Annotated in this window: 21 protein-coding genes; 2 read left to right on the forward strand and 19 right to left on the reverse strand. The window is 66.7% G+C overall.

What is annotated here, in order from left to right; all coding sequences use genetic code 11:
- Positions 1 to 66: 66 nt before the first annotated feature.
- Complete coding sequence (gene secA, locus HWX09_RS27160; protein WP_027783460.1) at positions 67 to 2,865, reverse strand: preprotein translocase subunit SecA; 2,799 nt, start codon at positions 2,863 to 2,865, stop codon at positions 67 to 69.
- Between the two features lie 256 nt (positions 2,866 to 3,121).
- Here secA and HWX09_RS27165 point away from each other — a divergent pair, with 256 nt between their 5' ends.
- A complete protein-coding gene (locus tag HWX09_RS27165; RefSeq protein WP_027783459.1) occupies positions 3,122 to 3,598 on the forward strand; it encodes a DUF721 domain-containing protein in 477 nt (158 codons plus the stop codon).
- 79 nt (positions 3,599 to 3,677) lie between these two features.
- On the opposite strand, the gene lpxC is transcribed toward HWX09_RS27165, so the two are convergent.
- From lpxC to coq7, 18 genes are all read right to left on the reverse strand, one after another.
- Entirely contained in the window at positions 3,678 to 4,595 is a 918-nt protein-coding gene (lpxC, locus tag HWX09_RS27170) for a UDP-3-O-acyl-N-acetylglucosamine deacetylase (RefSeq protein WP_006487145.1), read from the reverse strand.
- Between the two features lie 241 nt (positions 4,596 to 4,836).
- Positions 4,837 to 5,343, reverse strand: a complete 507-nt coding sequence (locus HWX09_RS27175) for a peroxiredoxin (protein ID WP_027783458.1) — start codon at positions 5,341 to 5,343, stop codon at positions 4,837 to 4,839.
- 188 nt (positions 5,344 to 5,531) lie between these two features.
- Complete coding sequence (gene ftsZ, locus HWX09_RS27180; protein ID WP_006477012.1) at positions 5,532 to 6,728, reverse strand: cell division protein FtsZ; 1,197 nt, start codon at positions 6,726 to 6,728, stop codon at positions 5,532 to 5,534.
- A gap of 192 nt (positions 6,729 to 6,920) precedes the next feature.
- A complete protein-coding gene (gene ftsA, locus HWX09_RS27185) occupies positions 6,921 to 8,153 on the reverse strand; it encodes a cell division protein FtsA (RefSeq protein WP_006487138.1) in 1,233 nt (410 codons plus the stop codon).
- Positions 8,154 to 8,179: 26 nt separating this feature from the next.
- The gene (locus HWX09_RS27190; protein ID WP_006477014.1) at positions 8,180 to 8,932 is read right to left on the reverse strand and encodes a cell division protein FtsQ/DivIB; all 753 of its coding nucleotides are present in this window, start codon (positions 8,930 to 8,932) and stop codon (positions 8,180 to 8,182) included.
- A 19-nt stretch (positions 8,933 to 8,951) separates the two neighbouring features.
- A complete protein-coding gene (locus HWX09_RS27195) occupies positions 8,952 to 9,893 on the reverse strand; it encodes a D-alanine--D-alanine ligase (RefSeq protein ID WP_027783457.1) in 942 nt (313 codons plus the stop codon).
- Positions 9,894 to 9,977: 84 nt separating this feature from the next.
- Positions 9,978 to 11,375 carry a UDP-N-acetylmuramate--L-alanine ligase gene (murC, locus tag HWX09_RS27200; protein ID WP_027783456.1) on the reverse strand — a complete coding sequence of 466 codons (1,398 nt, stop codon included), beginning with the start codon at positions 11,373 to 11,375 and terminating at the stop codon, positions 9,978 to 9,980.
- On the reverse strand, positions 11,372 to 12,475 hold the full coding sequence (murG, locus tag HWX09_RS27205; RefSeq protein ID WP_027783455.1) for an undecaprenyldiphospho-muramoylpentapeptide beta-N-acetylglucosaminyltransferase: 1,104 nt from the start codon (positions 12,473 to 12,475) through the stop codon (positions 11,372 to 11,374). The genes murC and murG overlap by 4 nt, the downstream gene beginning before the upstream one ends.
- Complete coding sequence (ftsW, locus tag HWX09_RS27210; RefSeq protein ID WP_027783454.1) at positions 12,472 to 13,755, reverse strand: putative lipid II flippase FtsW; 1,284 nt, start codon at positions 13,753 to 13,755, stop codon at positions 12,472 to 12,474. Before ftsW ends, murG begins: the two co-directional genes overlap by 4 nt.
- Positions 13,752 to 15,263 carry a UDP-N-acetylmuramoyl-L-alanine--D-glutamate ligase gene (murD, locus tag HWX09_RS27215; protein WP_027783453.1) on the reverse strand — a complete coding sequence of 504 codons (1,512 nt, stop codon included), beginning with the start codon at positions 15,261 to 15,263 and terminating at the stop codon, positions 13,752 to 13,754. Before murD ends, ftsW begins: the two co-directional genes overlap by 4 nt.
- A 28-nt stretch (positions 15,264 to 15,291) precedes the next feature.
- Positions 15,292 to 16,461 carry a phospho-N-acetylmuramoyl-pentapeptide-transferase gene (gene mraY, locus HWX09_RS27220; protein ID WP_006477019.1) on the reverse strand — a complete coding sequence of 390 codons (1,170 nt, stop codon included), beginning with the start codon at positions 16,459 to 16,461 and terminating at the stop codon, positions 15,292 to 15,294.
- Between the two features lie 16 nt (positions 16,462 to 16,477).
- A complete protein-coding gene (gene murF, locus HWX09_RS27225) occupies positions 16,478 to 17,884 on the reverse strand; it encodes a UDP-N-acetylmuramoyl-tripeptide--D-alanyl-D-alanine ligase (RefSeq protein ID WP_027783452.1) in 1,407 nt (468 codons plus the stop codon).
- Positions 17,881 to 19,428: a UDP-N-acetylmuramoyl-L-alanyl-D-glutamate--2,6-diaminopimelate ligase gene (locus HWX09_RS27230; protein WP_027783451.1), complete on the reverse strand. Its 1,548-nt coding sequence runs from the start codon at positions 19,426 to 19,428 to the stop codon at positions 17,881 to 17,883. Before HWX09_RS27230 ends, murF begins: the two co-directional genes overlap by 4 nt.
- Positions 19,425 to 21,272, reverse strand: a complete 1,848-nt coding sequence (locus HWX09_RS27235; RefSeq protein WP_027783450.1) for a penicillin-binding protein 2 — start codon at positions 21,270 to 21,272, stop codon at positions 19,425 to 19,427. The genes HWX09_RS27230 and HWX09_RS27235 overlap by 4 nt, the downstream gene beginning before the upstream one ends.
- Complete coding sequence (gene ftsL / locus HWX09_RS27240) at positions 21,269 to 21,610, reverse strand: cell division protein FtsL (protein WP_006487110.1); 342 nt, start codon at positions 21,608 to 21,610, stop codon at positions 21,269 to 21,271. The genes HWX09_RS27235 and ftsL overlap by 4 nt, the downstream gene beginning before the upstream one ends.
- The gene (gene rsmH, locus HWX09_RS27245) at positions 21,607 to 22,548 is read right to left on the reverse strand and encodes a 16S rRNA (cytosine(1402)-N(4))-methyltransferase RsmH (protein WP_027783449.1); all 942 of its coding nucleotides are present in this window, start codon (positions 22,546 to 22,548) and stop codon (positions 21,607 to 21,609) included. Before rsmH ends, ftsL begins: the two co-directional genes overlap by 4 nt.
- A 23-nt stretch (positions 22,549 to 22,571) precedes the next feature.
- A complete protein-coding gene (mraZ, locus tag HWX09_RS27250) occupies positions 22,572 to 23,000 on the reverse strand; it encodes a division/cell wall cluster transcriptional repressor MraZ (protein ID WP_006487094.1) in 429 nt (142 codons plus the stop codon).
- A gap of 386 nt (positions 23,001 to 23,386) precedes the next feature.
- A complete protein-coding gene (gene coq7, locus HWX09_RS27255) occupies positions 23,387 to 24,013 on the reverse strand; it encodes a 2-polyprenyl-3-methyl-6-methoxy-1,4-benzoquinone monooxygenase (protein WP_027783448.1) in 627 nt (208 codons plus the stop codon).
- Positions 24,014 to 24,289: 276 nt separating this feature from the next.
- Here coq7 and HWX09_RS27260 point away from each other — a divergent pair, with 276 nt between their 5' ends.
- Positions 24,290 to 25,447, forward strand: coding sequence for a porin (locus HWX09_RS27260; RefSeq protein WP_027783447.1), 1,158 nt, complete (start codon positions 24,290 to 24,292; stop codon positions 25,445 to 25,447).
- Positions 25,448 to 25,568: the final 121 nt, after the last annotated feature.

Genomic DNA, 25,568 nt, shown 5'->3' on the forward strand with positions numbered 1-25,568 from the left:
CCGCAACTCACATCACTGACTCGAAGCTGCGAACGACGCGGCACGCGTGACGCGCGCCGCCGCCGATCATGACAGCTTCCCGTGACATTGCTTGTACTTCTTGCCGCTGCCGCACGGGCACGGGTCGTTACGGCCGACCTTCGGCATTTCGCCGCCGGGGCCGCTGTGCGTCATCGCGCTGCCGACCATGTCGGCCGTCGCCGTGGCCGCCGCGGCCGCCGTGACGTTGGCCACCGGCGCGCCGCCGTCCGCGTAGTCGGCGTGCTGGTATTCGACGTTCTCGAGATGACCGCCGCGCTCCTCGATCTGCTCGGCCGCTTCCTCGAGCTGCTCCGGCGACTGGATCTGCACGTTCATCACGATGCGCGTGACTTCCTGCTTGATCGCGTCGAGCATCGCGGCGAACAGCTCGAACGCCTCGCGCTTGTATTCCTGCTTCGGGTTCTTCTGCGCATAGCCGCGCAGGTGGATGCCCTGGCGCAGGTGGTCGAGCGCCGCGAGGTGCTCGCGCCACAGGCGGTCGACCGTCTGCAGCATCACCGAACGCTCGAACGCGCTGAACGATTCGCGGCCGACCATCGCGACCTTCGACTCGTACTGCTCGTCGGCGGCCGTCATCACCGCGTCGAGGATCTCCTCGGCCGTGATCGACGACGACTCGTTCACCATTTCCTGGATCGCGAGGTCGAGCTGCCAGTCGTTGCGCAGCGCTTCCTCGAGCTCGGGCACGTCCCACTGCTCTTCGATGCTGCCTTCCGGCACGAACTGGCGGACGACTTCGGTAACCACGCCGTGACGCATCGCGGTGATCGTCTCGGTGATGTCGTGCGCTTCGAGCAGTTCGTTGCGCTGCTGGTAAATCACCTTGCGCTGGTCGTTCGACACGTCGTCGTATTCGAGCAGCTGCTTGCGGATGTCGAAGTTGCGCGCTTCGACCTTGCGCTGCGCCGATTCGATCGACCGCGTGACGATGCCCGCCTCGATCGCCTCGCCTTCCGGCATCTTCAGGCGATCCATGATCGAGCGCACGCGGTCGCCCGCGAAGATGCGCAGCAGCGGATCGTCGAGCGACAGGTAGAAGCGCGACGAGCCCGGATCGCCCTGACGGCCCGCACGGCCGCGCAGCTGGTTGTCGATGCGGCGCGATTCGTGGCGCTCGGTGCCGATGATGTGCAGGCCGCCCGCGGCCTTCACCTGCTCGTGCAGCGTTTCCCACTCGTCGTGCAGCTTCTGGATGCGGCGCGCCTTTTCGTCGGCCGGGATCGCATCGTCGGCCTCGATGAACGCAGCCTGCTTCTCGGCATTGCCGCCGAGCACGATGTCGGTGCCGCGACCGGCCATGTTGGTCGCGATCGTCACGCGGTTCGGACGACCGGCTTCCGCGACGATCGCCGCTTCGCGCTCGTGCTGCTTCGCGTTCAGCACTTCGTGCGGCAACCCGGCCTGCTTCAGCAGGTGCGACAGCAGTTCGGAGTTCTCGATCGACGTCGTGCCGACCAGCACCGGCTGGCCGCGCTCGTAGCAGTCGCGGATGTCGCGGATCACCGCGTCGTAGCGCTCCTTGGCCGTCTTGTAGATCTGGTCCTGCTTGTCGATCCGTTTCGGCGGGCGGTTGGTCGGGATCACGACCGTCTCGAGGCCGTAGATCTCGTTGAATTCGTACGCTTCGGTGTCCGCGGTACCGGTCATGCCGGCCAGCTTCGCGTACATCCGGAAGTAGTTCTGGAACGTGATCGACGCGAGCGTCTGGTTCTCGCTCTGGATCTTCACGTGTTCCTTCGCCTCGACGGCCTGGTGCAGCCCGTCGGACCAGCGGCGGCCGGCCATCAGGCGGCCCGTGAATTCGTCGACGATGACCACTTCGCCGTTCTGCACGACGTAGTGCTGATCCTTGTGGAACAGCGTGTGGGCGCGCAGCGCCGCGTACACGTGGTGCATCAGCGTGATGTTCTGCGGCGCGTAGAGGCTCTCGCCCTCGCCGATCAGGCCCCATTCGGCGAGCAGGCGCTCGGCCTTCTCGTGGCCCGATTCCGTCAGGAACACCTGGCGCGCCTTCTCGTCGAGCGTGTAGTCGCCCGGCTTCTCCACGCCCGTGCCGTCGGCCTTCTCTTCGCCGATCTGGCGCTCGAGCAGCGGCGGCAGCGCGTTCATCCGCACGTACAGCTCGGTGTGATCCTCGGCCTGGCCCGAAATGATCAGCGGCGTACGCGCTTCGTCGATCAGGATCGAGTCCACTTCGTCGACGACCGCGAAGTTCAGGGCCCGCTGCACGCGCGCGTCGGTCTCGTAGACCATGTTGTCGCGCAGGTAGTCGAAGCCGAATTCGTTGTTCGTGCCGTACGTGATGTCTGCCGCGTACGCCTGCTGCTTCTGGTCGTGCTCCATGCCGGACAGGTTGATGCCGACCGACAGACCGAGGAAGTTGTAGAGGCGCGCCATCCATTCGGCGTCGCGCTGCGCGAGGTAATCGTTGACGGTCACGACGTGCACGCCGCGGCCGGCCAGCGCATTCAGGTACACGGGCAGCGTCGCGACGAGCGTCTTGCCTTCGCCGGTGCGCATTTCCGCGATCTTGCCGTAGTGGAGCACCATGCCGCCGATCATCTGCACGTCGAAGTGCCGCATCTTCAGCACCCGGCGGCTCGCCTCGCGACAGACCGCGAAGGCCTCGGGCAGCAGCTTGTCGAGCGACTCGCCGGCCGCGACCCGCTGGCGGAATTCGTCCGTCTTGCCGCGCAACTGGTCGTCCGTCAGCTTCTCGATCTGCGTTTCGAGCGCATTGATCGTCGTGACGGTCTTTTGGTATTGCTTGACGAGCCGCTGGTTGCGGCTGCCAAAAATTTTCTGGAGAAAACCGGTTGTCATCGGATCGGATCCTGCGTCGCAGCACCGGCGCCCGGCGCGTGTTGCGCGCCCCGGCGCCCGAGCCTCGGCGGCTTAGCGAATTAGTGGACTCAAACGTCGAATTTTAGCACGCGGGGACGCGTGCGCCTGCGTCCCGGCCAGACGGGCATTGCGCGCCCAAGCCGGGCGCACGGGGGCGAAAGCCGCCCGTGCGCGGGCCGGCGCGGGTACAATCGGCTGCAACGTCCGCGCGCGTGCGCGCTCGAAGAAAGCCTCGATGAACCGATTTTCCAAGCGTTTCGGCCCGCTCGCCGCCTATCGCCCGCAACCCGTGTCCGAAGTGCTCGGTCGTACCGACGCATTCGCGGCGCTGCGCGCCGGCGTCGAGCAGATCGCATCGCTGCAGCGCGACCTGGGCGCGTGCCTGCCCGACTATCTCGCGAATCATGTCGAACCGGGCTTCATCAAGGATGGCACCCTGACCCTCTTTGCCGCGCACAATGCGCTGGCCGCCCGATTGCGACAGGTCGAAGTGCGGCTGCTCGGCGATCTCCAGAAGCGCGGCTGGCCCGTGACGACGCTGCGCGTGCGCGTGCGGCCGAAGGACGCGCCGGAGCCGCCGCAGGTGAAGCAGGCACGGATGACCTCGACCGGCGCCGCCGCGCTGCGCGACCTCGCCGACCACCTCGAACCGTCGCCGCTGCAGGCCGCGCTCGCGCGGATGGCGGCACGGCACGGCGCGAAGCCGCGTTGACCGCACGGGCCGCGGGCGGCCCCAGCCAACAAAAAAGCGACCCGAGGGTCGCTTTTTTATCGCTTGCGCTGAACGCCGGTCACGCGAAGGCCGTCTGCGCGTCGAACGCAAACCCTTTCGGCGCAGCCTGGGGATCGTCGAACGTCACGATCTCGTACGCGTCCTCGTGTGCGAGCAACTCGCGCAGCAACGCGTTGTTCAGGCCGTGGCCCGACTTGTACGCGGTGTACGACGCCAGCAGCGGGTGGCCGATCACGTACAGGTCGCCGATCGCGTCGAGCATCTTGTGCTTCACGAACTCGTCGTCGTAGCGCAGCCCGTCGTTGTTCAGGATCCGGTACTCGTCGAGCACGATCGCGTTGTCCATGCTGCCGCCGCGCGCCAGGCCGATCTCGCGCAGCATCTCGGCCTCGTGCGCGAAGCCGAACGTGCGCGCGCGCGCGATCTCGCGCACGTACGACGTGGTCGCGAAATCGACTTCGAGCTCCTGGCCCGTCTTGTCGACGGCCGGGTGGCGGAAGTCGATCGAGAACTTCAGCTTGAAGCCGAAATACGGATCGAGACGCGCGAACTTGTCGCCATCGCGGATTTCGACCGGCTTCTTCACCTTGATGAAGCGCTTCGGCGCGTTCTGCTCCTCGATGCCCGCGGACTGGATCAGGAACACGAACGTGGCGGCGCTGCCGTCCATGATCGGGATTTCCTCGGCCGTCACGTCGACATACAGGTTGTCGATGCCGAGACCCGCACACGCGGACATCAGGTGTTCGACCGTCGACACGCGCACGCCATCCTTCTGCAGCACCGACGCGAGCCGCGTGTCGCCGATCGACATCGCCGATGCGGGAATGTCGACCGGCGTGGGCAGGTCGACGCGTGAAAAAACGATGCCCGTGCCGGGGGCGGCGGGACGGAGCGTCAACTCGATCTTGCGGCCCGAGTGGACACCGATACCCACGGTCTTCACGATGGATTTGATGGTGCGCTGCTTCAACATGGTCTTCTTCGTCTTGATTGAAGATATCAATCAGGAGTTATATTCGATAGACGGGATTATAGCGTAATTCCCTATTCAACGCTGTCTGAAACTGCGTATCAATCTGTTTCGACAGTTTACCCGCGCCGATACGGGACGGGCCGATGCCCGGAACGGAGGCGTTTCCGGTCATCGGCCCGTGTTACAACTGCCCTGAGGCTTGGCGAGCAGCGTTGCCGGAAGGCAACGGCGCACCGCACGATCAGGACGTCAACGTCGCGAGAACACTCGCCGCACCACTCACTTCGAATTTGCCCGGTGCTTCGACGGCCAGCGTCTTGACCACACCGCCGTCAACCACCATCGCGTAGCGCAGGGAACGAATTCCCATGCCACGCGCGGACAAATCCTGCGTCAGCCCCAGCGCATGAGTGAAAGCCGCGCTACCGTCCGCCATCATGCGCACCTTGCCCGCGGTGTGCAGATCACGTCCCCATGCGCCCATCACGAATGCGTCGTTGACGGACACGCACCAGATCTCGTCGATCCCCGCCGCGCGCAGTCGCTCGGCGTGCTCGACGTAGCCCGGTACATGCTGCGCCGAGCAGGTCGGCGTGAAAGCGCCCGGCAATCCGAAGATCACCACCCGCTTTCCCGCAACCTGGTCGCGCACGCTGCAGGCGTTCGGCCCCAGCGTGCACCCTTCGCGCGCATCGTCGATGAACTCGAACAATTGCGCGTCGGGCAGCGCGTCGCCCACTTGAATCATGGCTGGTCCCTCATAGCGATACGGTTTTTCAGCGTGTTGCGGACAGCACGGCCCATCCCGCCTCGCTCGAGCGAAGAGGGCACCTTTCCCGGCCCGGCGTCGCATCCGACGCGGCCTGTCGTGGTCCGTAGCATCCGTCACGCCGGCGATACCGCGGCAGTTTCGCCGCGGCTTCGCCTGTGTTTGCGTCAGTCAGCCTGCTTGCGCAGGAAAGCCGGGATGTCGTACGTGTCGACACCCTTCTCCTGCAGCGCCTGCACGTGCGATGCCGCGGTTTCGCGCGAATTGCGCCACACCGCCGGCGTATCGAGCGCGCCGTAGTCGGCCGTGCTGACGTGATGCGGCTGCGCATAGCCGTGCGACACCGCGCTGACCGGCTGGTTGTCCGTACCCGTGCGCAGCAGCGTCATCGGAGCCGACTGCTGCTTCTTCGCCGCACGGCCCAGACCCGTCGCCACGACCGTCACGCGCAGTGCATCGCCCATCGCGTCGTCGTACACCGCACCGAAGATCACCGTCGCATCTTCCGCCGCGTAGCTCTTGATCGTATTCATCACTTCGCGCGTTTCCGACAGGCGCAGCGAACGGCTCGACGTGATGTTGACCAGCACGCCGCGCGCACCCGACAGATCGACGCCTTCGAGCAGCGGGCTCGCCACGGCCTGTTCCGCCGCGAGGCGCGCGCGATCGACGCCGGCGACCGTCGCCGTGCCCATCATCGCCTTGCCCTGCTCGCCCATCACCGTCTTCACGTCTTCGAAGTCGACGTTCACGAGGCCGTCGACGTTGATGATTTCCGCGATACCTGCCACCGCGTTGTTCAACACGTCGTCCGCGCACTGGAAGCACTTGTCCATCTCGGCGTCGTCGCCCATCACGTCGAACAGCTTGTCGTTCAGCACGACGATCAGCGAGTCGACGTGATCCTCCAGTTGCTGCGAGCCTGCTTCGGCGACGCGCATGCGCTTGCCGCCTTCGAACTCGAACGGCTTGCTGACGACACCGACCGTCAGAATGCCCATCTCCTTCGCGATCTGCGCGACCACCGGTGCCGCGCCCGTGCCCGTGCCGCCACCCATGCCGGCCGTGATGAACACCATGTGCGCGCCGCGCAGTGCGTCGGCGATGCGCTCACGCGCTTCTTCCGCTGCCGCACGCCCCATTTCCGGCTTCGCACCGGCGCCAAGACCCGTGTTGCCGAGCTGGATCACCGACGATGCGCGCGAACGCGACAGCGCCTGGGCGTCCGTGTTCATCACGATGAAGTCGACGCCCTGCACGCCGCGGTTGATCATGTGCTGGACGGCATTGCCGCCAGCGCCGCCAACGCCGACCACCTTAATGATGGTGCCGTTGGTTTCGGTTTCCAGCATTTCGAATTCCATTGTTGCCTCCGTCAAGAGAATGACTGCTACTCGGCCGTTATTCGGCAGGAGATCGGGCAACCCCCTGTCGCGCGCCAGCCGCCGGCACCAGCGCGAATTTCGATTCGGTTTGTCCCCAAGAAAACGCCGGGCCGCCCCGGGTTTTCCTGGCCCCTCAGGGGGCAGGCTCGGCATGCCGAGCCGTGGGGATACTTAAAAATTGCTCAGGAACCATTCCTTCATCCGCGAGAACACCTGCCCCGCGTTGCCGGACTGCACGGCGACCTTGCGGCCGCGCATGCGCTGCGCACTGCCTTCGACGAGCAGCCCCATCGCCGTCGAGTAGCGCGGATTGCGCACGACGTCGGAAAGACCGCCTGCATATTCCGGCGCACCGATGCGCACCGGCTTCAGGAAAATGTCCTCGCCGAGCTCGACCATGCCCGGCATCATCGACGCGCCGCCGGTAATGACCACGCCGGAGCTCAGGAGTTCTTCGTAACCCGATTCGCGCACGACCTGCTGCACGAGCGAGAACAGTTCCTCGACGCGCGGCTCGATCACGGCCGCGAGCGCCTGACGCGACAGCGTGCGCGGGCCGCGTTCGCCGAGGCCCGGCACTTCCACCATTTCGTCCGGATCGGCGAGCGCCTGCTTCGCGATCCCGTAGCCGACCTTGATGTCTTCCGCATCCGGCGTCGGCGTGCGCAGCGCCATCGCGATGTCGCTCGTGATCTGGTCGCCGGCGATCGGAATCACCGCCGTGTGGCGGATCGCGCCTTCGGCGAAGATCGCGATGTCCGTCGTGCCGCCGCCGATGTCGACCAGCACCACGCCGAGATCCTTCTCGTCTTCGGTCAGCACCGCGAGCGACGACGCGAGCGGCTGCAGGATCAGGTCGTTCACTTCCAGTCCGCAGCGGCGCACGCACTTGACGATGTTCTGTGCGGCGCTCACCGCGCCCGTTACGATGTGCACCTTCACTTCCAGCCGGATGCCGCTCATCCCGATCGGCTCGCGCACGTCTTCCTGGCCGTCGATGATGAATTCCTGCGTGAGGATGTGCAGCACCTGCTGGTCGGTCGGGATGTTGATCGCCTTCGCGGTCTCGATCACGCGCGCGACGTCCGTCTGCGTGACTTCCTTGTCCTTGATCGCGACCATCCCGCTCGAATTGAAGCTGCGGATGTGGCTGCCCGCGATCCCCGTGAACACGTTGGTGATCTTGCAGTCGGCCATCAGCTCGGCTTCCTCGAGCGCGCGCTGGATCGACTGCACGGTGGCCTCGATGTTCACCACCACGCCTTTCTTCAGACCCTTCGACTCGCTCTGGCCGAGACCGATCACCTCGTAGTGACCCTCGCCCTTCAGCTCGGCGACGATGGCCACCACCTTCGACGTGCCGATGTCGAGGGAAACCAGCAGATCCTTGTAGTCTTTGCTCATAAAGTGCTCTTGCGTGTGATCTCTCGTTACTTCTTGCGCTTGTCGGTATCGGTCAGGAACCGCATGCCTGCCGCGCGAATCGCGAATCCGTTCGGATAACGCAGATCCGCGTACTCGATGTCGTTGCCCCAACGCTCCGTGACGGCCGGCCACGCGGCGACCAGGCGCTGGCTCCGGTCATGCAGCGTGTCGCTGTTGCGCTCCTTGCCCAGCTCCACCTGCATGCCATTCGACAGCTTCACCGTCCACGCGTACCGCGCCGACAGCGTCACTTCTTCCGGCGCCGCCTTCAGCGGCGCAAACCATTTCCCGAAGTCGCGATACCGCGTGACGACTTCCTTCGCACTGCCCTCCGGGCCGTCGAACGCCGGCAGCTCCTGCTCCAGCTCGCCCTGGTTCGCGGTGAACAGTTCGCCGTCCACGCTCACGAGCTGATCGCTGCCCCAGGTCCCGAGCGGTTTGTACTCCTCGAGCGTGACAGCCAGCGCATTCGGCCACACCCGGCGCACGCTCGCGTGACGCACCCACGGCATCTGCTCGAACGCCGCGCGCGCCGTATCGAGATCGACCGTGAAGAAATTGCCCTTCAGCCGGCCGACCACGCCCGCGCGCACCGTCGGCGAATTGATGTGCTCGGTGTCGCCGTCGATCCGGATTTCCCGCAGCGCGAACGTCGGGCGCTGGATCAGCCAATAGCAGCCGGCCGCCGCCAACACGAGCAGCAGCAGCGCGTACAGCGCGCTGGCGGCAAGGTTGAGTTGGCGAACGTTGTTCCACATACGTCGTTCCGTTCCTGCGTCAGTCGTTGAGGGTGAGCGACAGCACCTTCACGACCAGCTCCGAATAGCCGATGCCGACCGCGCGCGCGGCCTTCGGCGGCAGCGAGTGGTCGGTCATCCCGGGGGCCGTGTTCACTTCCAGGAAATACGCATTGCCGGCCGCGTCGAGCATGAAATCCGCGCGGCCCCAGTCGGTGCAGCCGAGCACGTCGAACGCGCGGCGCGCGATGCGCTTCAGTTCCGCTTCCTGTTGCGCCGGCAAGCCGCACGGGATCAGGTACTGCGTATCGTCGGCGACGTACTTCGCGTGGTAGTCGTAGAACTCGCCGGCCGGCACGATCTTGATCAGCGGCAGGTCGAGATCGCCGGCGATGCACGCGGTGTATTCGCCGCCGCCTTCGATGCTCTTCTCGACGATCACGATCTTGTCGTGCGTCGCGGCTTCCTCGAGCGCGGCCGGCAGCGCGTCGGCCGTCTTCACCTTCAGCACCGCGACGCTCGAGCCTTCGCTCGCCGGCTTCACGAACAGCGGCAGGCCGAGCTTCGCGACAATGTCGGTCGCGCGCGCGGCCAGGTCGTCGCCGCGCATCACCGTCTCGAACGGCGGCGTCGGCACGCCCGTCTGCTGCCACACGAGCTTCGTGCGGAACTTGTCGAGGCCGAGCGCCGAGCCGAGCACGCCGCTGCCCGTGTAGCGAATGCCGTAGAAATCGAGCGCGCCCTGAATCTGGCCGTTCTCGCCGTAGCCGCCGTGCAGCGCATTGAACGCGCGCACGAAGCCTTCGTCCTTCAGCGCCGACAGCGGCCGCTCGGCCGGGTCGAACGGATGCGCGTCGATGCCCGCGTCACGCAGGCCCTGCAGCACGAGGCGGCCCGAGGTGAGCGACACCTCGCGCTCGGCGGATTCGCCGCCGAACAACACCGCCACCTTGCCGAAACGTTTCGGATCGATCCCGCTCATGTCAGCCTCCGCCGGGCCGCCCCAAGGAGGCTGACCGCCCCCGCGGGGGGCAGCGAACGAAGTGAGCGTGAGGGTAGTTTCATGTCATGCCTTCTGTTGAATGTGTTGCACGAGCTTCGCCGGCACGCCGCCGATCGAACCCGCGCCCATCGTGATCACCACGTCGCCGCTCTGCGCGACCTTCGCCAATGCATCCGGCACGTCGTCGACCGTCGCGACGAACACCGGGTCGACCTTGCCCGCCGCGCGCAGCGCACGCGACAGCGCATCGCCGCTGGCCGTCGGGATCGCGGCCTCGCCGGCCGCATAGACTTCCGTCAGCACCAGCGCATCGACCGTCGACAGCACGTTGACGAAATCGTCGAAGCAGTCGCGCGTGCGCGTGTAGCGGTGCGGCTGGAACGCCAGCACGAGGCGGCGGCCCGGGAACGCGCCGCGCGCGGCCGCGATCGTCGCCGCCATCTCGACCGGGTGATGACCGTAATCGTCGATCAGCGTGTACTGGCCGCCGTCCGCGCTCGGCACTTCGCCGTAACGCTGGAAGCGTCGGCCGACGCCGTTGAATTCCGCCAGCGCCTGCTGGATCGCGTCGTCCGACACGCCGAGGTCGGTCGCGATCGCGATCGCCGCGAGCGCGTTCTGCACGTTGTGCAGGCCCGGCATGTTCAGCACGACCGCGAGCGGCGCACGCCCTTCGCGGATCACCGTGAAATGCATCCGGCCGTCGCGCGCGTCGATGTCTTCCGCGCGCACCTGCGCGTCCGGCGACAGGCCGTAGCGCACGACCGGCTTCGAGATGAACGGGATGATCTGCCGCACGTTCGGATCGTCGACGCACACGACCGCGCTGCCGTAGAACGGCAGGCGCTGCGTGAATTCGATGAACGCCTGCTTGAGCCGCGCGAAATCGTGGCCGTAGGTGTCCATGTGGTCGGCGTCGATGTTCGTGATGACTTCGATCACCGGATACAGGTTCAGGAACGACGCATCCGACTCGTCGGCCTCGGCGACGATGAAATCGCCCGTGCCGAGCCGTGCGTTCGCACCGGCGCTGATCAGCCGGCCGCCGATCACGAAGGTCGGGTCCAGGCCGCCCGCCGCGAGCACGCTCGCGACGAGGCTCGTCGTCGTGGTCTTGCCGTGCGTGCCGGCGATCGCGATGCCCTGCTTCAGCCGCATCAGTTCCGCCAGCATCACCGCGCGCTGCACGATCGGCACGCCGCCGTGACGCGCGGCCAGCACTTCCGGGTTGTCCGAACGCACGGCCGTCGACACGACGACCGCGTTCGCGCCCTCGATGTTCGCCGCGTCGTGGCCGATCGCGATCCGCGCACCCAGCGCCGCGAGGCGATCGGTCACCGCATTGCGCGACAGGTCCGAGCCGCTGACCGTGTAGCCGAGGTTGACGAGCACTTCGGCGATGCCGCTCATGCCCGCGCCGCCGATCCCGACGAAATGAATGTGTTTGACGATGTGTTTCATTGCAGTTGTTCCAGGTTCGCGCCGGCCGCCTTCGCGCAGACGCGCGCGACTTCGTCGGTGGCCTCGGGCTTCGCGAGCGAGCGCGAACGTTCCGCCATGGCCGCGAGCGATGCCCGCGACTGGCCGCGCAGCCAGTCGGCGAGCAGTTCCGCCGACAGGTCGCGTTGTTGCACCAGCACGGCCGCGCCCGCATCGGCGAGGAACGCGGCGTTGGTCGTCTGGTGATCGTCGACCGCGTACGGGAACGGCACGAACAGCGCCGCCACGCCCACCGCCGCGATCTCCGACACCGTCATCGCGCCCGACCGGCAGATCACCAGATCCGCCGCCGCATACGCGGCCGCCATGTCGTCGATGAACGGCACGAGCCGCACGTCTTCGCCGGCCGCGAAACCGGCCGCTTCGTAATTCGCCTTCAGTGCCTCGATGTGCTTCACGCCGGCCTGGTGCACGACGCGCGGGCGCTCGCCCGGCGTCAGCAGCGCCAGCGCGCGCGGCACGACTTCGTTCAGCGCGGCCGCCCCGAGGCTGCCGCCGACGACCAGTACGTTCAGCGCGCCGCTGCGCGACGCATAGCGTGCTTGGGGCGGTTCGGTGTGCGCAAGTTCCGCGCGAATCGGGTTACCCGTCCATTCCGCATGCGGCAGCGCGCCGGGGAACGCGACGAGCACGCGCTTCGCGAGTTTCGCGAGCACCTTGTTCGTCAGGCCCGCGATCGAATTCTGTTCATGCAGCACGAGCGGGCGCCCCGACAACGCGGTCATCACGCCCGCCGGGAACGTGATGTAGCCACCCATCCCGAGCACGACGTCCGGTCGCACGCGGCGCAGCGCGCCGAGGCTCTGCCAGCATGCACGCAGCAGGTTGACCGGCAGCGTCAGCTTGGTCTTCAGGCCCTTGCCGCGCAGGCCGCCGAACCGCACGTACTCCATCGGAATGCCGTGCTTCGGCACGAGCGTCGCTTCCATCCCGGCCGGATTGCCGAGCCATACGACACGCCAGCCCGCCGCTTCCATCCGGTGCGCGACCGCGAGCCCGGGGAACACGTGGCCCCCGGTGCCGCCTGCCATCACCATCAGCGTGCGTTGCGACGCGGTCATACCTTCCCTCCGCGCATCAGCACCCGGTTTTCGTAATCGACCCGCAGCAGCACCGCGAGCGCGACGCAGTTCAGCAGGATGCCGGAGCCGCCGTAGCTCACGAGCGGCAGCGTCAAGCCCTTGGTCGGCAGCAGCCCGAGGTTCACGCCCATGTTGATGAACGTCTGCGCGCCGAACCAGATGCCGATGCCCTTCGCCATCAGGCCCGCGAACGTGCGATCGAGCGCGAGCGCCTGGCGGCCGATCTCGAACGCGCGGCGCACGATCCAGTAGAACAGCAGGATCACGACCAGCACGCCGACGAAGCCGAGTTCCTCGCCGATCACCGCGAGGATGAAGTCGGTATGCGCTTCCGGCAGGTAGTTCAGCTTCTCGACGCTGCCGCCGAGGCCGACGCCGAACCACTCGCCGCGGCCGAACGCGATCAGCGAGTGCGTGAGCTGGTAAGCCTTGCCCTGCGCGTAGCGCTCGTCCCACGGATCGAGATACGCGAAGATCCGCTCGCGACGCCACGGCGACAGCCACACGAGCATCGTGAAGGTGCCGACCGCCGTCGCGACGAGGCCGCCGAACAGCTTGCCGTTCACGCCGCCGAGGAACAGCACGCCCATCGCGATCGCGGCGACCACCATGAACGCGCCCATGTCGGGCTCGAGCAGCAGCAACGCGCCGACCAGGCCGACCGCGAACGCCATCGGCAGGAAGCCCTTCGCGAAGCTCTGCATGTATTCCTGCTTGCGCACCGTGTAGTTCGCGGCGTAGATCGTCACCGCGAGCTTCATGATTTCCGACGGCTGCATGTTCGTGATGCCGAGCGGAATCCAGCGGCGCGCACCGTTCACGCCCTTGCCGACGTGCGGGATCAGCACGATCACGAGGCCGACCAGCGCGATCAGGAAAAGATGCGGCGCGTATTTGTCCCAGGTCGACACGGGCACGCGGAACGCGATCACCGCCGCGACGAATGCGACGGCGAGCGACACGCAGTGGCGCATCAGGAACGCGTAATCGTGATACGACGCGTATTTCGGCGAATCGGGCATCGCGATCGACGCCGAATACACCATCACGACGCCGAGCCCGAGCAGCGCGATCGCGACCCACAGCAGCGAATAGTCGAAATCGAGCATCCGCGAACGGCTCGGGCGCACGCCGTTGACGACGCTCGCGAGGCCGCCCGTCGCGGCGCGCGTGGCCGAAGCGACGCGGCCGCCCGCGGCGTTGCCGCCGGCATCGCGCCGGTCGTTGAAACGGGAGACGAGGCGATCGGACCAGCTCATGGCGTCGCTCCTTTGTCGATGGCGATTTCGTCGACCGCCGCGCGGAACACATCCGCGCGATGGGCGTAGTTCCGGAACATGTCGAGGCTCGCGCACGCGGGCGACAGCAGCACCGCATCGCCCGGCTCGGCCAGCTCGGCCGCCGCGTGCACCGCGCTTTCGAGCGTCGCGTGGTCGGCGAGCGGCACGCCCGTTTCGGCGAGCGTGTCGCGGATCGCCGGCGCGTCGCGGCCGATCAGCATCACCGCGCGGCACCAGCGCGCGACCGGCGCGACCAGCGGCGCGAAATCCTGCCCCTTGCCGTCGCCGCCGGCGATCAGCACGATCTTCTGAGCGAGCCCGTCGAGCGCGGCCACCGTCGCGCCGACGTTCGTGCCCTTGCTGTCGTCGACGTAATCCACGTCGTCGATCGTCGCGATCACTTCGACGCGATGCGCTTCGCCGCGGTATTCGCGCAGCGCGTGCAGCAGCGGCGCTGCGGCCAAGTCGATCGCACGCGCGAGCGCGAACGCGGCCAGCGCGTTCGCCGCGTTGTGCAGCCCGCGGATGCGCAGCGCGTCGGCCGGCATCAGGCGCTTCTGCGCGATATCGGGCGTATGCGCGGCGTCGCGCTTACGCCGGCGAGTCGGCATCGCTTCATCCGGCGCGTCGCGATCGACGGCTTCCACCAGCCATGCGATACCGTTGTCGCGCGACAGCCCGTAGTCGCCGTCCTGCGTCGGTTCGTTTAGGCCGAACGTGACCGTGCGCGGCGCGTCGGCCGCGCCGGCTGCCGGCGCGAACTTCATCACGGCCGCGTCGTCGCGGTTCAGCACGCGCGTCGTCGTCGCGCCGAAGATCCGGCCCTTTGCCTGCGCGTATGCGTCGAAGCTGCCGTGCCAGTCGAGGTGGTCCTGCGTGATGTTGAGGATCGCCGCGGCATCGGGCGCAAACGTGCGCGCGGTCTCGAGCTGGAAGCTCGACAGTTCGAGCACCCATACGTCGGGCAGCGCGGTTTCGTCGATCGCGCTCGCGAGCCGGTCGAGCATCGCCGGGCTGATGTTGCCCGCGACGGCGACCTTCTTGCCCGAGCGCTGGCACAGCAGGCCCGCGAGGCTCGTCGTCGTGGTCTTGCCGTTGGTGCCGGTAATCGCGAGCACCTTCGGCTGGTAGCCGCTCGTGCCGAGCGCGCGCAGCGCCTGCGCGAAGAATTCCAGCTCGCCCCACACCGCGACGCCGCGCTCGTTCGCGGCCGCGACCAGCGCCGCGAGTGCCGGCTCCAGCGGCGACAGCCCGGGGCTCAGCCCGACGATCTCGATGCCGCCGTCGAGCAGCGCGGGCGTGAACGCGCCGCCGACGAATTCCGCGTCGATGCCTTCGGCCTGCAGCGCGGCAAGGTTCGGCGGCGCCTCGCGGGTATCGGCAATGCGCAGCCGGCACCCGTGCCTCGCGCACCATCGCGCGATCGCGAGACCCGATTCCCCGAGCCCCAGTACGAGCACCATCGGCCGTTGCCGATCTCCAAACATCTCGCCAGACATCCTTGTTACCTTTCCTTTACCGCAGCTTGAGGGTGGTCAGACCGAACAGGCACAGCATCAGCGTGATGATCCAGAAACGCACCACCACCTGCGTTTCCTTCCAGCCGGACAATTCGAAATGGTGATGCAGCGGCGCCATCTTCAGCAGCCGCCGCCCTTCGCCGTAACGCTTTTTCGTGTACTTGAACCACGAAACCTGCAGCATCACCGACAGCGTTTCCGCGACGAAGATGCCGCCCATGATGAACAGCACGATTTCCTGGCGCACGATCACCGCGACCGTGCCGAGCGCGCCGCCGAGCGCCAGCGCGCCGACGTCGCCCATGAATACCTGCGCGGGGTGCGTGTTGTACCAGAGGAACGCGAGCCCTGCCCCGCCCATCGCGGAACAGAAGATCAGCAGCTCGCCGGCGCCCGGGATGTGCGGGAACAGCAGATATTTCGAATAGACCGCGCTGCCCATCACGTACGCGAACACACCGAGCGACGCGCCGACCAGCACGACCGGCATGATCACGAGGCCGTCGAGGCCGTCGGTCAGGTTCACCGCGTTGCTCGCCCCGACGATCACGAAGTAGGTCAGCACGATGAAGCCCCAGACGCCGAGCGGGTAGCTGATCGACTTCAGGAACGGCAGCATCAGGTCGGCGCGCGCCGGCAGCCCCATCGACAGGCCGCTCCTCACCCACGCCATGAACAGGTCGAACACGCGCACGTTGTTCGCCTCGGACACGCTGAACGCGAGATAGACGGCCGCGAACAGCCCGATCACCGACTGCCAGAAATACTTCTCGCGCGACGACATCCCGCGCGGGTCCTTGTGGACGACCTTGCGGTAATCGTCGACCCAGCCGATCACGCCGAAACCGAACGTGACGAGCATCACGATCCAGATGAAACGGTTCGTCAGGTCGCCCCACAGCAGCGTCGCGACCGCGATGCCGATCAGGATCAGCACGCCGCCCATCGTCGGCGTGCCGGACTTGACGAGGTGGGTCTGCGGGCCGTCCTTGCGCACGGCCTGCCCGACCTTCATTTGCGTCAGCTTGCGGATCACCCACGGTCCGCACACGAGCCCGATCCCGAGCGCGGTGATGGTGGCCATCACCGCACGGAACGTGAGGTACGTGAACAAGCGCAAAAAGCTTGCGTCACCTTGCAGCCATTGCGCCAGCGCCAGCAGCATGCTTCCTTCCTTCTACTCAGTGTGCGGCGGGCACGGTGCCCGCCGCGGGTTGGTTCGTCAGCGCGTCGATCACGCGCTCCATCTTCATGTACCGCGAGCCCTTCACGAGCACCGTCGCCTGCGCGCCGTAACCGGCCGCGAGCAGCGCCGACACGAGCGCGCCGACGTCGTCGAAATGGCGCGCCGTGTCGCCGTATGCGGTGCACGCGTCGCGCGACGCGTCGCCGAGCGCGAACAGCGCGTCGATTCCGCGTTCGCGCGCGTACGCACCGATTTCGCGGTGGAAGGCCGGCCCTTCGTCGCCCACTTCGCCCATGTCGCCGATCACCAGCACGCGCGGCGCCGGATGCGCGGCGAGCACGTCGATCGCGGCACGCATCGAATCGGGGTTCGCGTTGTACGTATCGTCGACGACCGTCGCGCCCGCGAGGCTGCCGACGCTCGCCTGCTTCACCTGCAACCGGCCCTTGACCGGCTCGAACGATTCGAGACCCTGCCGGATCGCGGACAGCGCGACGCCGGCGCCGAGCGCCGCAGCCGTCGCGGCCAGCGCGTTACGCGCGTTGTGCTCGCCGAGTGCACGCAGCCGCACCGTGACGGCGCCGACCGGCGTGTCGATCGCGAGTTCGCCGCCGTGCACGCGCCCGACGACCTGCGCGTCGTTCTGACGTTCGGCGTCGTGCAGCGCGAAATCGAGGATCCGGTTGCCGGTCGACGCGACCCGCCAGATGCCCGCGTACGCGTCGTCGGCCGGGAACACCGCGACGCCGTCCGGCGGCAGCGCGTGGATCACCGCCGCGTGTTCGAGCGCGACGGCCTCGACCGTCGCCATGAATTCCTGGTGCTCGCGCTGCGCGTTGTTGACGAGCGCGACCGTCGGCGCGGTGAGGCGCGCGAGGACTTCGGTTTCGCCCGGGTGGTTCATGCCGATCTCGATCACCGCCAGACGATGCGCGGCCGACAGGCGCAGCAGCGTCAGCGGCAGGCCGACATCGTTGTTCAGGTTACCGGCCGTCGCGAGCCGCGCGTCGGCACCGACCGCCGCCGCGAAGATGGACGCGATCATTTCCTTGACGGTCGTCTTGCCGTTGCTGCCCGTCACCGCGACGAGCGGCAGCGGGAATCGCATCCGCCAGCCGTGCGCGAGCGCGCCGAGCGCGGCGCGCGTTTCGCCGCCTTCGATCATCGGCATCGCGACGCCTGCCGGCGCATGCGCGACGAGCGCCGCGGCAGCCCCGCGCGCGGCGACGTCGCCGAGGAAGTCGTGCGCGTCGAAGCGCTCGCCCTTCAGCGCGACGAACAGGTCGCCCGGGCCGGCCGTGCGGCTGTCGGTCGACACGCGGTCGAAGGTGATGCCCGCGTCGCCGCGGACGGTGGCCCCGGGAATCAGGCGGGCGGCTTCGCCGAGACTGAGCATCGTCATTCCGCGCCTCCCTTGCCGTGCGTCGCGCGCGCTGCGAGCGCGAGCCGCGCGTGATCCTGGTCGGAGAACGCCCGCTTCTTGCCCATGATTTCCTGCGTGGCCTCGTGGCCCTTGCCGGCCAGCACGACGACGTCCTCGCGCGCGGCGCCGCGCACCGCCTGCAGGATCGCGCTCGCGCGATCCTCGATACGACGTGCGCGATCGGATGCGGTCATGCCCGCGACGATCTGGTCGATGATGTGCTGCGGATCCTCGCTGCGCGGGTTGTCGCTCGTGACGACGACTTCGTCGGCGAGCCGCTCCGCGATCGCGCCCATCAGCGGACGCTTCGTCGCATCGCGATCGCCGCCGCAGCCGAACATGCAGACGAGCCGGCCGCCGCGCGCCGCGGCGATCGGGCGCAGCGCGTCGAGCGTCTTTTCGAGCGCGTCGGGCGTATGCGCGTAGTCGATCACGACGAGCGGCTCGTCGTTCTGTAGCCTGCCGCCGAGCCGCTGCATCCGGCCGTTGACCGACTCGAGCCGCTCGATCTCGGCGAGGGCCGCCGCAAACGGCACGTCGGCCGCGAGCAGCGAGCCGAGCACGGCGAGCAGGTTGCTGACGTTGAACGTGCCGAGCGTGCCGACCTCGACATCCGCGTCGCCCCACGACGAACGCAGACGGAATGCGGTAGCCGTCGCGGTCGCGCGCACGTCGAGCGCGACCAGCTCGCGATCGGCGTCGGGCGCCGGTGCGTCGCCGATCCCGTACGCGATCGTGCGCACGCGGCCGGCCAGCTTCTCCAGCAGACGGCGGCCTGCTGCGTCGTCGCGGTTGATCACCGCCGCGCGCAGGCCGCGCCACGCGAACAGCTTCGCCTTCGCGGCCTCGTACGCATCGAACGTGCCGTGATAGTCGAGGTGATCCTGCGTGAGATTCGTAAACACCGCGATGTCGAACGCCGTCCCGTTCACGCGCCCCTGGTGCAGCGCGTGCGACGACACTTCCATCGCCACGGCCTGCGCGCCCGCGTCGCGCAATTGCGCGAGGCTGCGCTGAAGTTGCGGCGCGTCGGGCGTCGTGAAGCCGGTCGGCACGAGCTGGCCGGGCATCCCGCTGCCGAGCGTGCCGATCACCGCGCACGGTTGGTGCAGCGCCGTCAGCGCGGTGGCGATCCACTGCGTGCACGACGTCTTGCCGTTCGTGCCCGTGACACCGATCGCGAGCAGGCTGTCGCTCGGATCGCCGCACCAGCCGCTGGCGATCTCGCCGGCGAGCTGGTCGAGCGCCGGCACCGCGAGCGCGACGGGCACGGCCGGCGCGGCCGGTGCGTCGGTCAGCCCTTCCGGCTGATACAGCACGGCGGCCGCACCGCGCGCGACGGCGTCGGCCATGAAAGCACGGTTATCCGCCCCGTCGACCGCATACGCGACGAACACGTCGCCGGCCTTGAGGCTGCGCGTGTCGGCATGCAGTTGCGCCGCGGGGGCCACATGCTGGCGCAGCCACGCGAGCGCGGCTGCGATCTGCTGATGCGCCGGATGGGAACTGCGGGCGGCGCTCATCGAACAACTCCTGGTGAATTACGCGTCGTGCTGGACACGATCATATGCTTCGCGCCGCTCCCCGCGGCCAGCTTTTGCGGGCCCTTTGCGGCAGCCGATTCCGGCGAATCGTCGGACACGACGAGCTGCTTGATCGGCATGTTCGGCGGGACGTTCAGCGCACGCATCGTGTCGCCGGCGATCGCCGAGAATACGGGGCCGGACACCTGGCCGCCGAAGTGGCTGCCGGCGGTCGGCTCGTCGACCGACACCGCGACGACGATGCGCGGATTCGGCATCGGCGCCATCCCGACGAACGACGCGCGGTACTTGCGCGTGTAGCCGTGACCTTCGTGCTTGTACGCGGTACCGCTCTTGCCGCCGACGCGGTAGCCCGGCACGGCCGCATCCGGCGACGTGCCGCCCGGCGCGACCACCGTCTCGAGCATCGCACGCACTTCGCGCGCGGTGGTCGGGTTGAACACTTGCGTGCCCGCGATCGGCTGATTGGGGTCGGTCTTGAAAATGGTCACGGGCATCAGTTCGCCGTCGTGCGCGATCGCCGTGTACGCCCGTGCGAGCTGGAACAGCGACACCGACAGGCCGTAGCCGTACGACATCGTCGCCTGCTCGATGCGGCGCCAGCTCTTCCACGGACGCAGCCGGCCGGCCACCGCGCCCGGGAACCCGACCTTCGGCGCCTGGCCGAGGCCGATGCTCGTATACATATTCCACATTTCCTCGGGCCGCATCGTCATCGCGATCTTCGTCGCGCCGATGTTGCTCGACTTCTGGATCACGCCGCCGACCGTCAGCGTGCCGAAACCCGCGTCGTCGGTGATCGGCGCGCCGTCGAGCACGAAGTGCCCGTTGCCCGTCTCGACGAGCGTGTTCGGCGTCACGCGGTGCAGATCGAGCGCGAGCGACACGGTGAACGGCTTCATGATCGAGCCCGGCTCGAACACGTCGGTCATGATCCGGTTGCGCAACTGCTCGCCGGTCATGCGCGAGCGGTCGTTCGGGTTGTACGTCGGGTAGTTGACGAGCGCGAGCACTTCGCCGGTACGCACGTCGACGACCATCGCCGCGCCGGCCTTCGCCTTGAACTTCTCGACGGCGGCCTTCAGGTTCGCGTACGCGATGTACTGGATCTTGCTGTCGATCGACAGGTCGACGTCGGTGCCGTTGTGCGGCGGAATCTGCTCGGCGACGTCCTCGATGATGTGCCCCATCCGGTCCTTGATCACGCGGCGCATGCCCGACGTGCCGGACAGCATCTTCTGGTCGCCCAGTTCGACGCCTTCCTGCCCTTCGTCCTCGACGTTCGTGAAGCCGATCAGGTGAGCGGTGATCTCGCCTTCCGGATAGAAGCGCTTGTATTCGTTGCGCTGATAGATGCCGGGAATGTCGAGCGCGGCGACCTTGTCGGCGACGTCGATCGGCACCTGACGCTTCACGTAGACGAAACCCTTGTCTTCCGACAGCTTCACGCGCAGTTCCTTCGGCGTCATGCCGAGGAGCTTGCCGAGCTGGTTGATCTTGTCGGCGTCGAGATCGTCCGGCACCGCGTCGGGAATCGCCCAGATCGCGCGCACCGGCAAGCTCGTCGCGAGCACGAGCCCGTTACGGTCGAGAATCTTGCCGCGCGTGGCCGGCAGCTCCAGCGTGCGCTGGTAGCGGCTTTCGCCCTGCTTCTGGTAGAACGCGTTGCCGGGCCCCTGGATCCAGAATGCCCGCGCGGCCAGCGCGACGAACGCCATGAACAGCATGAACACGACGAGCTTCGAGCGCCACATCGGCAGATGCACGCCCAGCACGGGGCTCGACGAGAATTTCACGTTCTGGCGCTTCGGGGACGGTTTCATCGCGCGCCTCCCTTGCCCTTGCCGGCGGTATCGGCCGAAGCAGGGATCGGCGCGTCGATCGCCTTCGCGGCGCCCGGCGGCAGCGTCAGGTATTGCGTGCGGCCGGTCGAGATCGGCTGCATTTTCAGCGAATCGTTCGCGAGCTGCTCGATGCGGGACGTCTTCGACAGCGCGCTCTGCTGATATTGAAGCTGCGCATAGTCCTGCTGGAGTTGACGCTCCTGCGACTGCGCGCGCTGCAGCTGGATGAATATCTGGCGTTGCTGGTTCGTCGAGTTGACGACCGACAGCGCGCAACCCATCACGATGATCAGCAGGAAGATGTTGAGGCGGCTCATGGCGTGACGCGCTCCGCGATGCGCATCACGGCCGAGCGGGCGCGCGGATTCGCGGCGACTTCCGCTTCGCTCGGAAACTGGCGGCTGATGATCTTGAGCGGCGGGCTCGGGAGGTCGACGGCGCGGATCGGCAGACGACGATCGACCGCAGGCGCACTCGCGTGCGCCTGCATGAATCGCTTGACGATCCGGTCCTCGAGTGAATGAAAGCTGATGACCACCAGCCGCCCCCCTTGCTCCAGCAACGACAGTGCCGCGTCTAGTACGACTTGCAGGTCCGCAAGCTCTTGATTGACGTGAATCCGTATAGCCTGAAAGGTGCGGGTTGCCGGATCCTTGCCCTTCTCACGGGTTTTGACGACGTGACCCACGATTTGGGCAAGCTCGCCCGTGGTGTCGAGAGGCCCAAGACGGTCGGACTCTGCCCGGCGAGCAACAAGCGCCTTTGCAATCTGAAAAGCAAACCGTTCTTCCCCATAATCCCGTATCACCTCCGTCAATTCCTGCACCGAAGCCCGCGCGAGCCATTCGGCCGCCGACTCGCCACGCGTCGGATCCATTCGCATGTCCAGCGGACCATCGGCGCGGAAGCTGAAGCCGCGCGCCGGATCGTCCACCTGCGGCGAGGACACGCCCAGGTCCAGCAACACCCCCGACACCTTCTCGACGCCGCGCGCCGCAAGCGCGTCGCGCATCGATGCAAAGCTGTCATGCACGATCGAGAAGCGCGCATCCTCGATGCCCTGCGCCGTCTCGATCGCCCTCGGATCCTTGTCGAACGCGATCAGCCGCCCGGCCGCCGCCAGCCGCGCGAGCACCGCGCGGCTATGGCCGCCGCGCCCGAACGTGCCGTCGACATACACGCCGTCCGGCCGCGTCACGAGCGACTCGACCGCCTCATCCAACAGCACCGTCCGATGCCGCAATTCATTTCCCATCGCGGGCGTCTCCGTCACCGCAATCAGAACGTGAAATTCTTCAGCGCGTCGGGCATGCCCTGCGCCATCGCTGCCTGCTCCTTCGCGTTGTAGGTCTGCGAATCCCACAGCTCGAAGTGACTACCCATTCCCAACAACATGACTTCCTTTTCCAGTCCGGCTGCCATGCGCAGCTCGGGCGATACAAGAATCCGGCCCGCGCTGTCGAGATCGACGTCCATCGCATTGCCGAGAAAAATTCGCCGCCACCAGTGCGCGTCCATCGGCAGCGCGGCGATCTTGGCGCGGAACACTTCCCATTCGGGGCGCGGAAACAGCAACAGGCAGCCGTCCGGGTGCTTGGTCACAGTCACCCGTCCTTCTGCCTGTCCTTGCAGCGCTTCGCGATAGCGAGCCGGCACCGACATCCGGCCTTTCGCATCGAGCGTCAGCGCCGACGCCCCTTGGAACACTTTCCGCTCTCCCGTTCAGGGCACCGAAGCACCCGCTCAATGCTGAGAATTTAGCCGGAACAGCCTGCTAAATCACACAAAAATACACTTTCTCACACTGTCTCCCACTTTAGAGGAAGGGTGTGGCACGGTCAAGGGAGCGGCCCGCTTTTTTGACGAATTTTGTTAGTTAGAACAAGGACTTACGCGCACATGCTCATGCGGCCCCTCATTCCAAAAACCGTTATAAATGAAAGAGCTAGTGCAACTTGTGAAGGTGATACGTGAGAAAGATGGGCCAGACGGGCGTGCGGACGGGGCTTTCGGGGGCGGGAAAACGAGGAGTGAGCGGGCGGTATCGGGGGCGGTGAACCGGGGCGGCGTCCCACGCCGCCCCGGCCCAAATCTCAGAGATGGTACGCAGTGCTCGTCATGACTTTCGACGCGGCGCGCATCAGCATCCGCGCAGGCAGCGGCAGCTCGATTCCCCCGGCGTCGGTCGCGGCCTTGCCGTGCTTTACCTCGTCGATGCGCATCTGGTCGACGATCGCGCGCGACGCGGTGTCGGTCGGCGGCAACTCGGACATGTGGCCTTCGAGGTGGCTCTCGACCTGTCGCTCCGTCTCGGCCATGAAGCCGAGGCTGACCTTGTCACCGAGCGTGCCGGCCGCCACGCCGATCGCGAGTGCGCCGGCATACCAAAGCGGGTTCAGCAGGCTTGGGCGCGAATCGAGTTCCTTCAGGCGGTGCGCGGTCCACGCGAGGTGATCCTCCTCCTCGCGCGCGGCCTCCTCGAACATCGCCTTCGCCGACGCCGTGCGCGCGGTGAGCTTCTGCGCCTGGTAGAGCGCCTGCGCGCAGACCTCTCCGACGTGATTCACGCGCATCAGCCCGGCCGCGTGCTTGCGCTCGGCGGGCGTCAGTTCGACGTCGGGCGTATCGGCCGGCACGGGCACCGGCCGGCTCATCCGGCTAATGCCGGTCAGCGATCGCAGGCCGCGATCGAATTCGCTGATCAGTTCATCCAACACCATCCTGTTCTCCTGGCTGCAGGTACCGCTGCGCGCGGCAAGGGCATGGGTCCGCCGCGTAACCGACTTGATTATTCAGCGGAAATTGCGGTTAACCCGTGATTTTAACCATTGTTGCATAAAGGAAACATGGCGGCGTTGAGCTGCAGTATTTCGCTTTGTGGCAAAAAACGGCTTTGCTACATTACGTGCGACTTCTTGCGAAGTTGATGGGGCCCGTCAACAGAACATAACTATCCGCCCCGCCAAAAAAATTCAGTGATTCTTGGAGATCCGTTAATGAAAAAGTCGCTTCTCGCGCTCGTCGCGCTGGGTGCGTTCGCTGGCGCGGCCCACGCGCAAAGCAGCGTGACGCTTTACGGCATCATCGATGAAGGCCTGCTCTTCAACAACAACGCAGGCGGCAAGCACCTGTACAGCATGGCCAGCGGCGTGATGCAAGGCAGCCGCTTCGGCCTGCGCGGCACCGAGGATCTCGGTGGCGGCCTGAAGGCGGTCTTCACCCTCGAAAACGGTTTCGACGTGAACAGCGGCAAGCTCGGTCAGGGCAGCCTGATGTTCGGTCGTCAGGCTTACGTCGGCCTGTCGAGCCAGTACGGTACGGTCACGCTGGGTCGTCAGTACGACTCCGTCGTCGACTTCGTCGGCCCGCTCGAGGCAGGCGACCAGTGGGGCGGCTACATCGCCGCTCACCCGGGCGACCTCGACAACTTCAACAACGCGTATCGCGTGAACAACGCGGTCAAGTTCACGAGCCAGAGCTACGGCGGCTTCACGTTCGGCGGCCTGTACAGCTTCGGCGGCCAGGCTGGCCAGTTCTCGAAGAACCAGGTCTGGTCGCTCGGCGCAGGCTACAACAACGGCCCGTTGGTCCTCGGTGTCGGTTACTTGAACGCACGTACGCCGGGCAACTTCGGCGGCATGTTCAACAACGGTTCGACGGCTGCAACGACGGCTGTCACGTCGCCGGTCTACGGCGCGTACGCGAACAACGCGAACACGTACCAGGTCATCGGTGCAGGCGGCGCGTACACGTTCGGCGCAGCGACGATCGGCGCGACGTACTCGAACACGAAGTTCAAGGGCTTCTCGGCAGGCCCGTTCGTGAACCAGACCGCGACGTTCAACAACGGCGAAATCAACTTCAAGTACCAGTTGACCCCGGCGTTGATCCTCGGCGCCGCGTACGACTACACGCAAGGCAGCAAGATCGACGGCAATTCGGCAGCCAAGTACCACCAGGGCTCGCTGGGCGTCGACTACTTCCTGTCGAAGCGCACCGACGTCTACGCGATCGGCGTGTACCAGCACGCATCGGGCAACGTGCTCGATTCGAACGGCAACGTCCTGAAGGCAACGGCAGCGATCAACGGCCTGGCCGGGTCGAGCACCAGCAACCAGGTCGCGGCACGCGTCGGTATCCGTCACAAGTTCTAACCAGCTTGCCTGACAAGCCGCAGCATATTGAAGGCGCCTTCGGGCGCCTTTTTCTTTTCCAGGGAGACGGGGTCGGTCGGTCGGTCGGTCGGTCGGTCGGCGGTAGGCGGTCGGCGGTCGG

It is taken from the genome of Burkholderia sp. BCC1208 (genome assembly GCF_902833095.1).
In the GTDB taxonomy this organism is placed as follows: domain Bacteria; phylum Pseudomonadota; class Gammaproteobacteria; order Burkholderiales; family Burkholderiaceae; genus Burkholderia.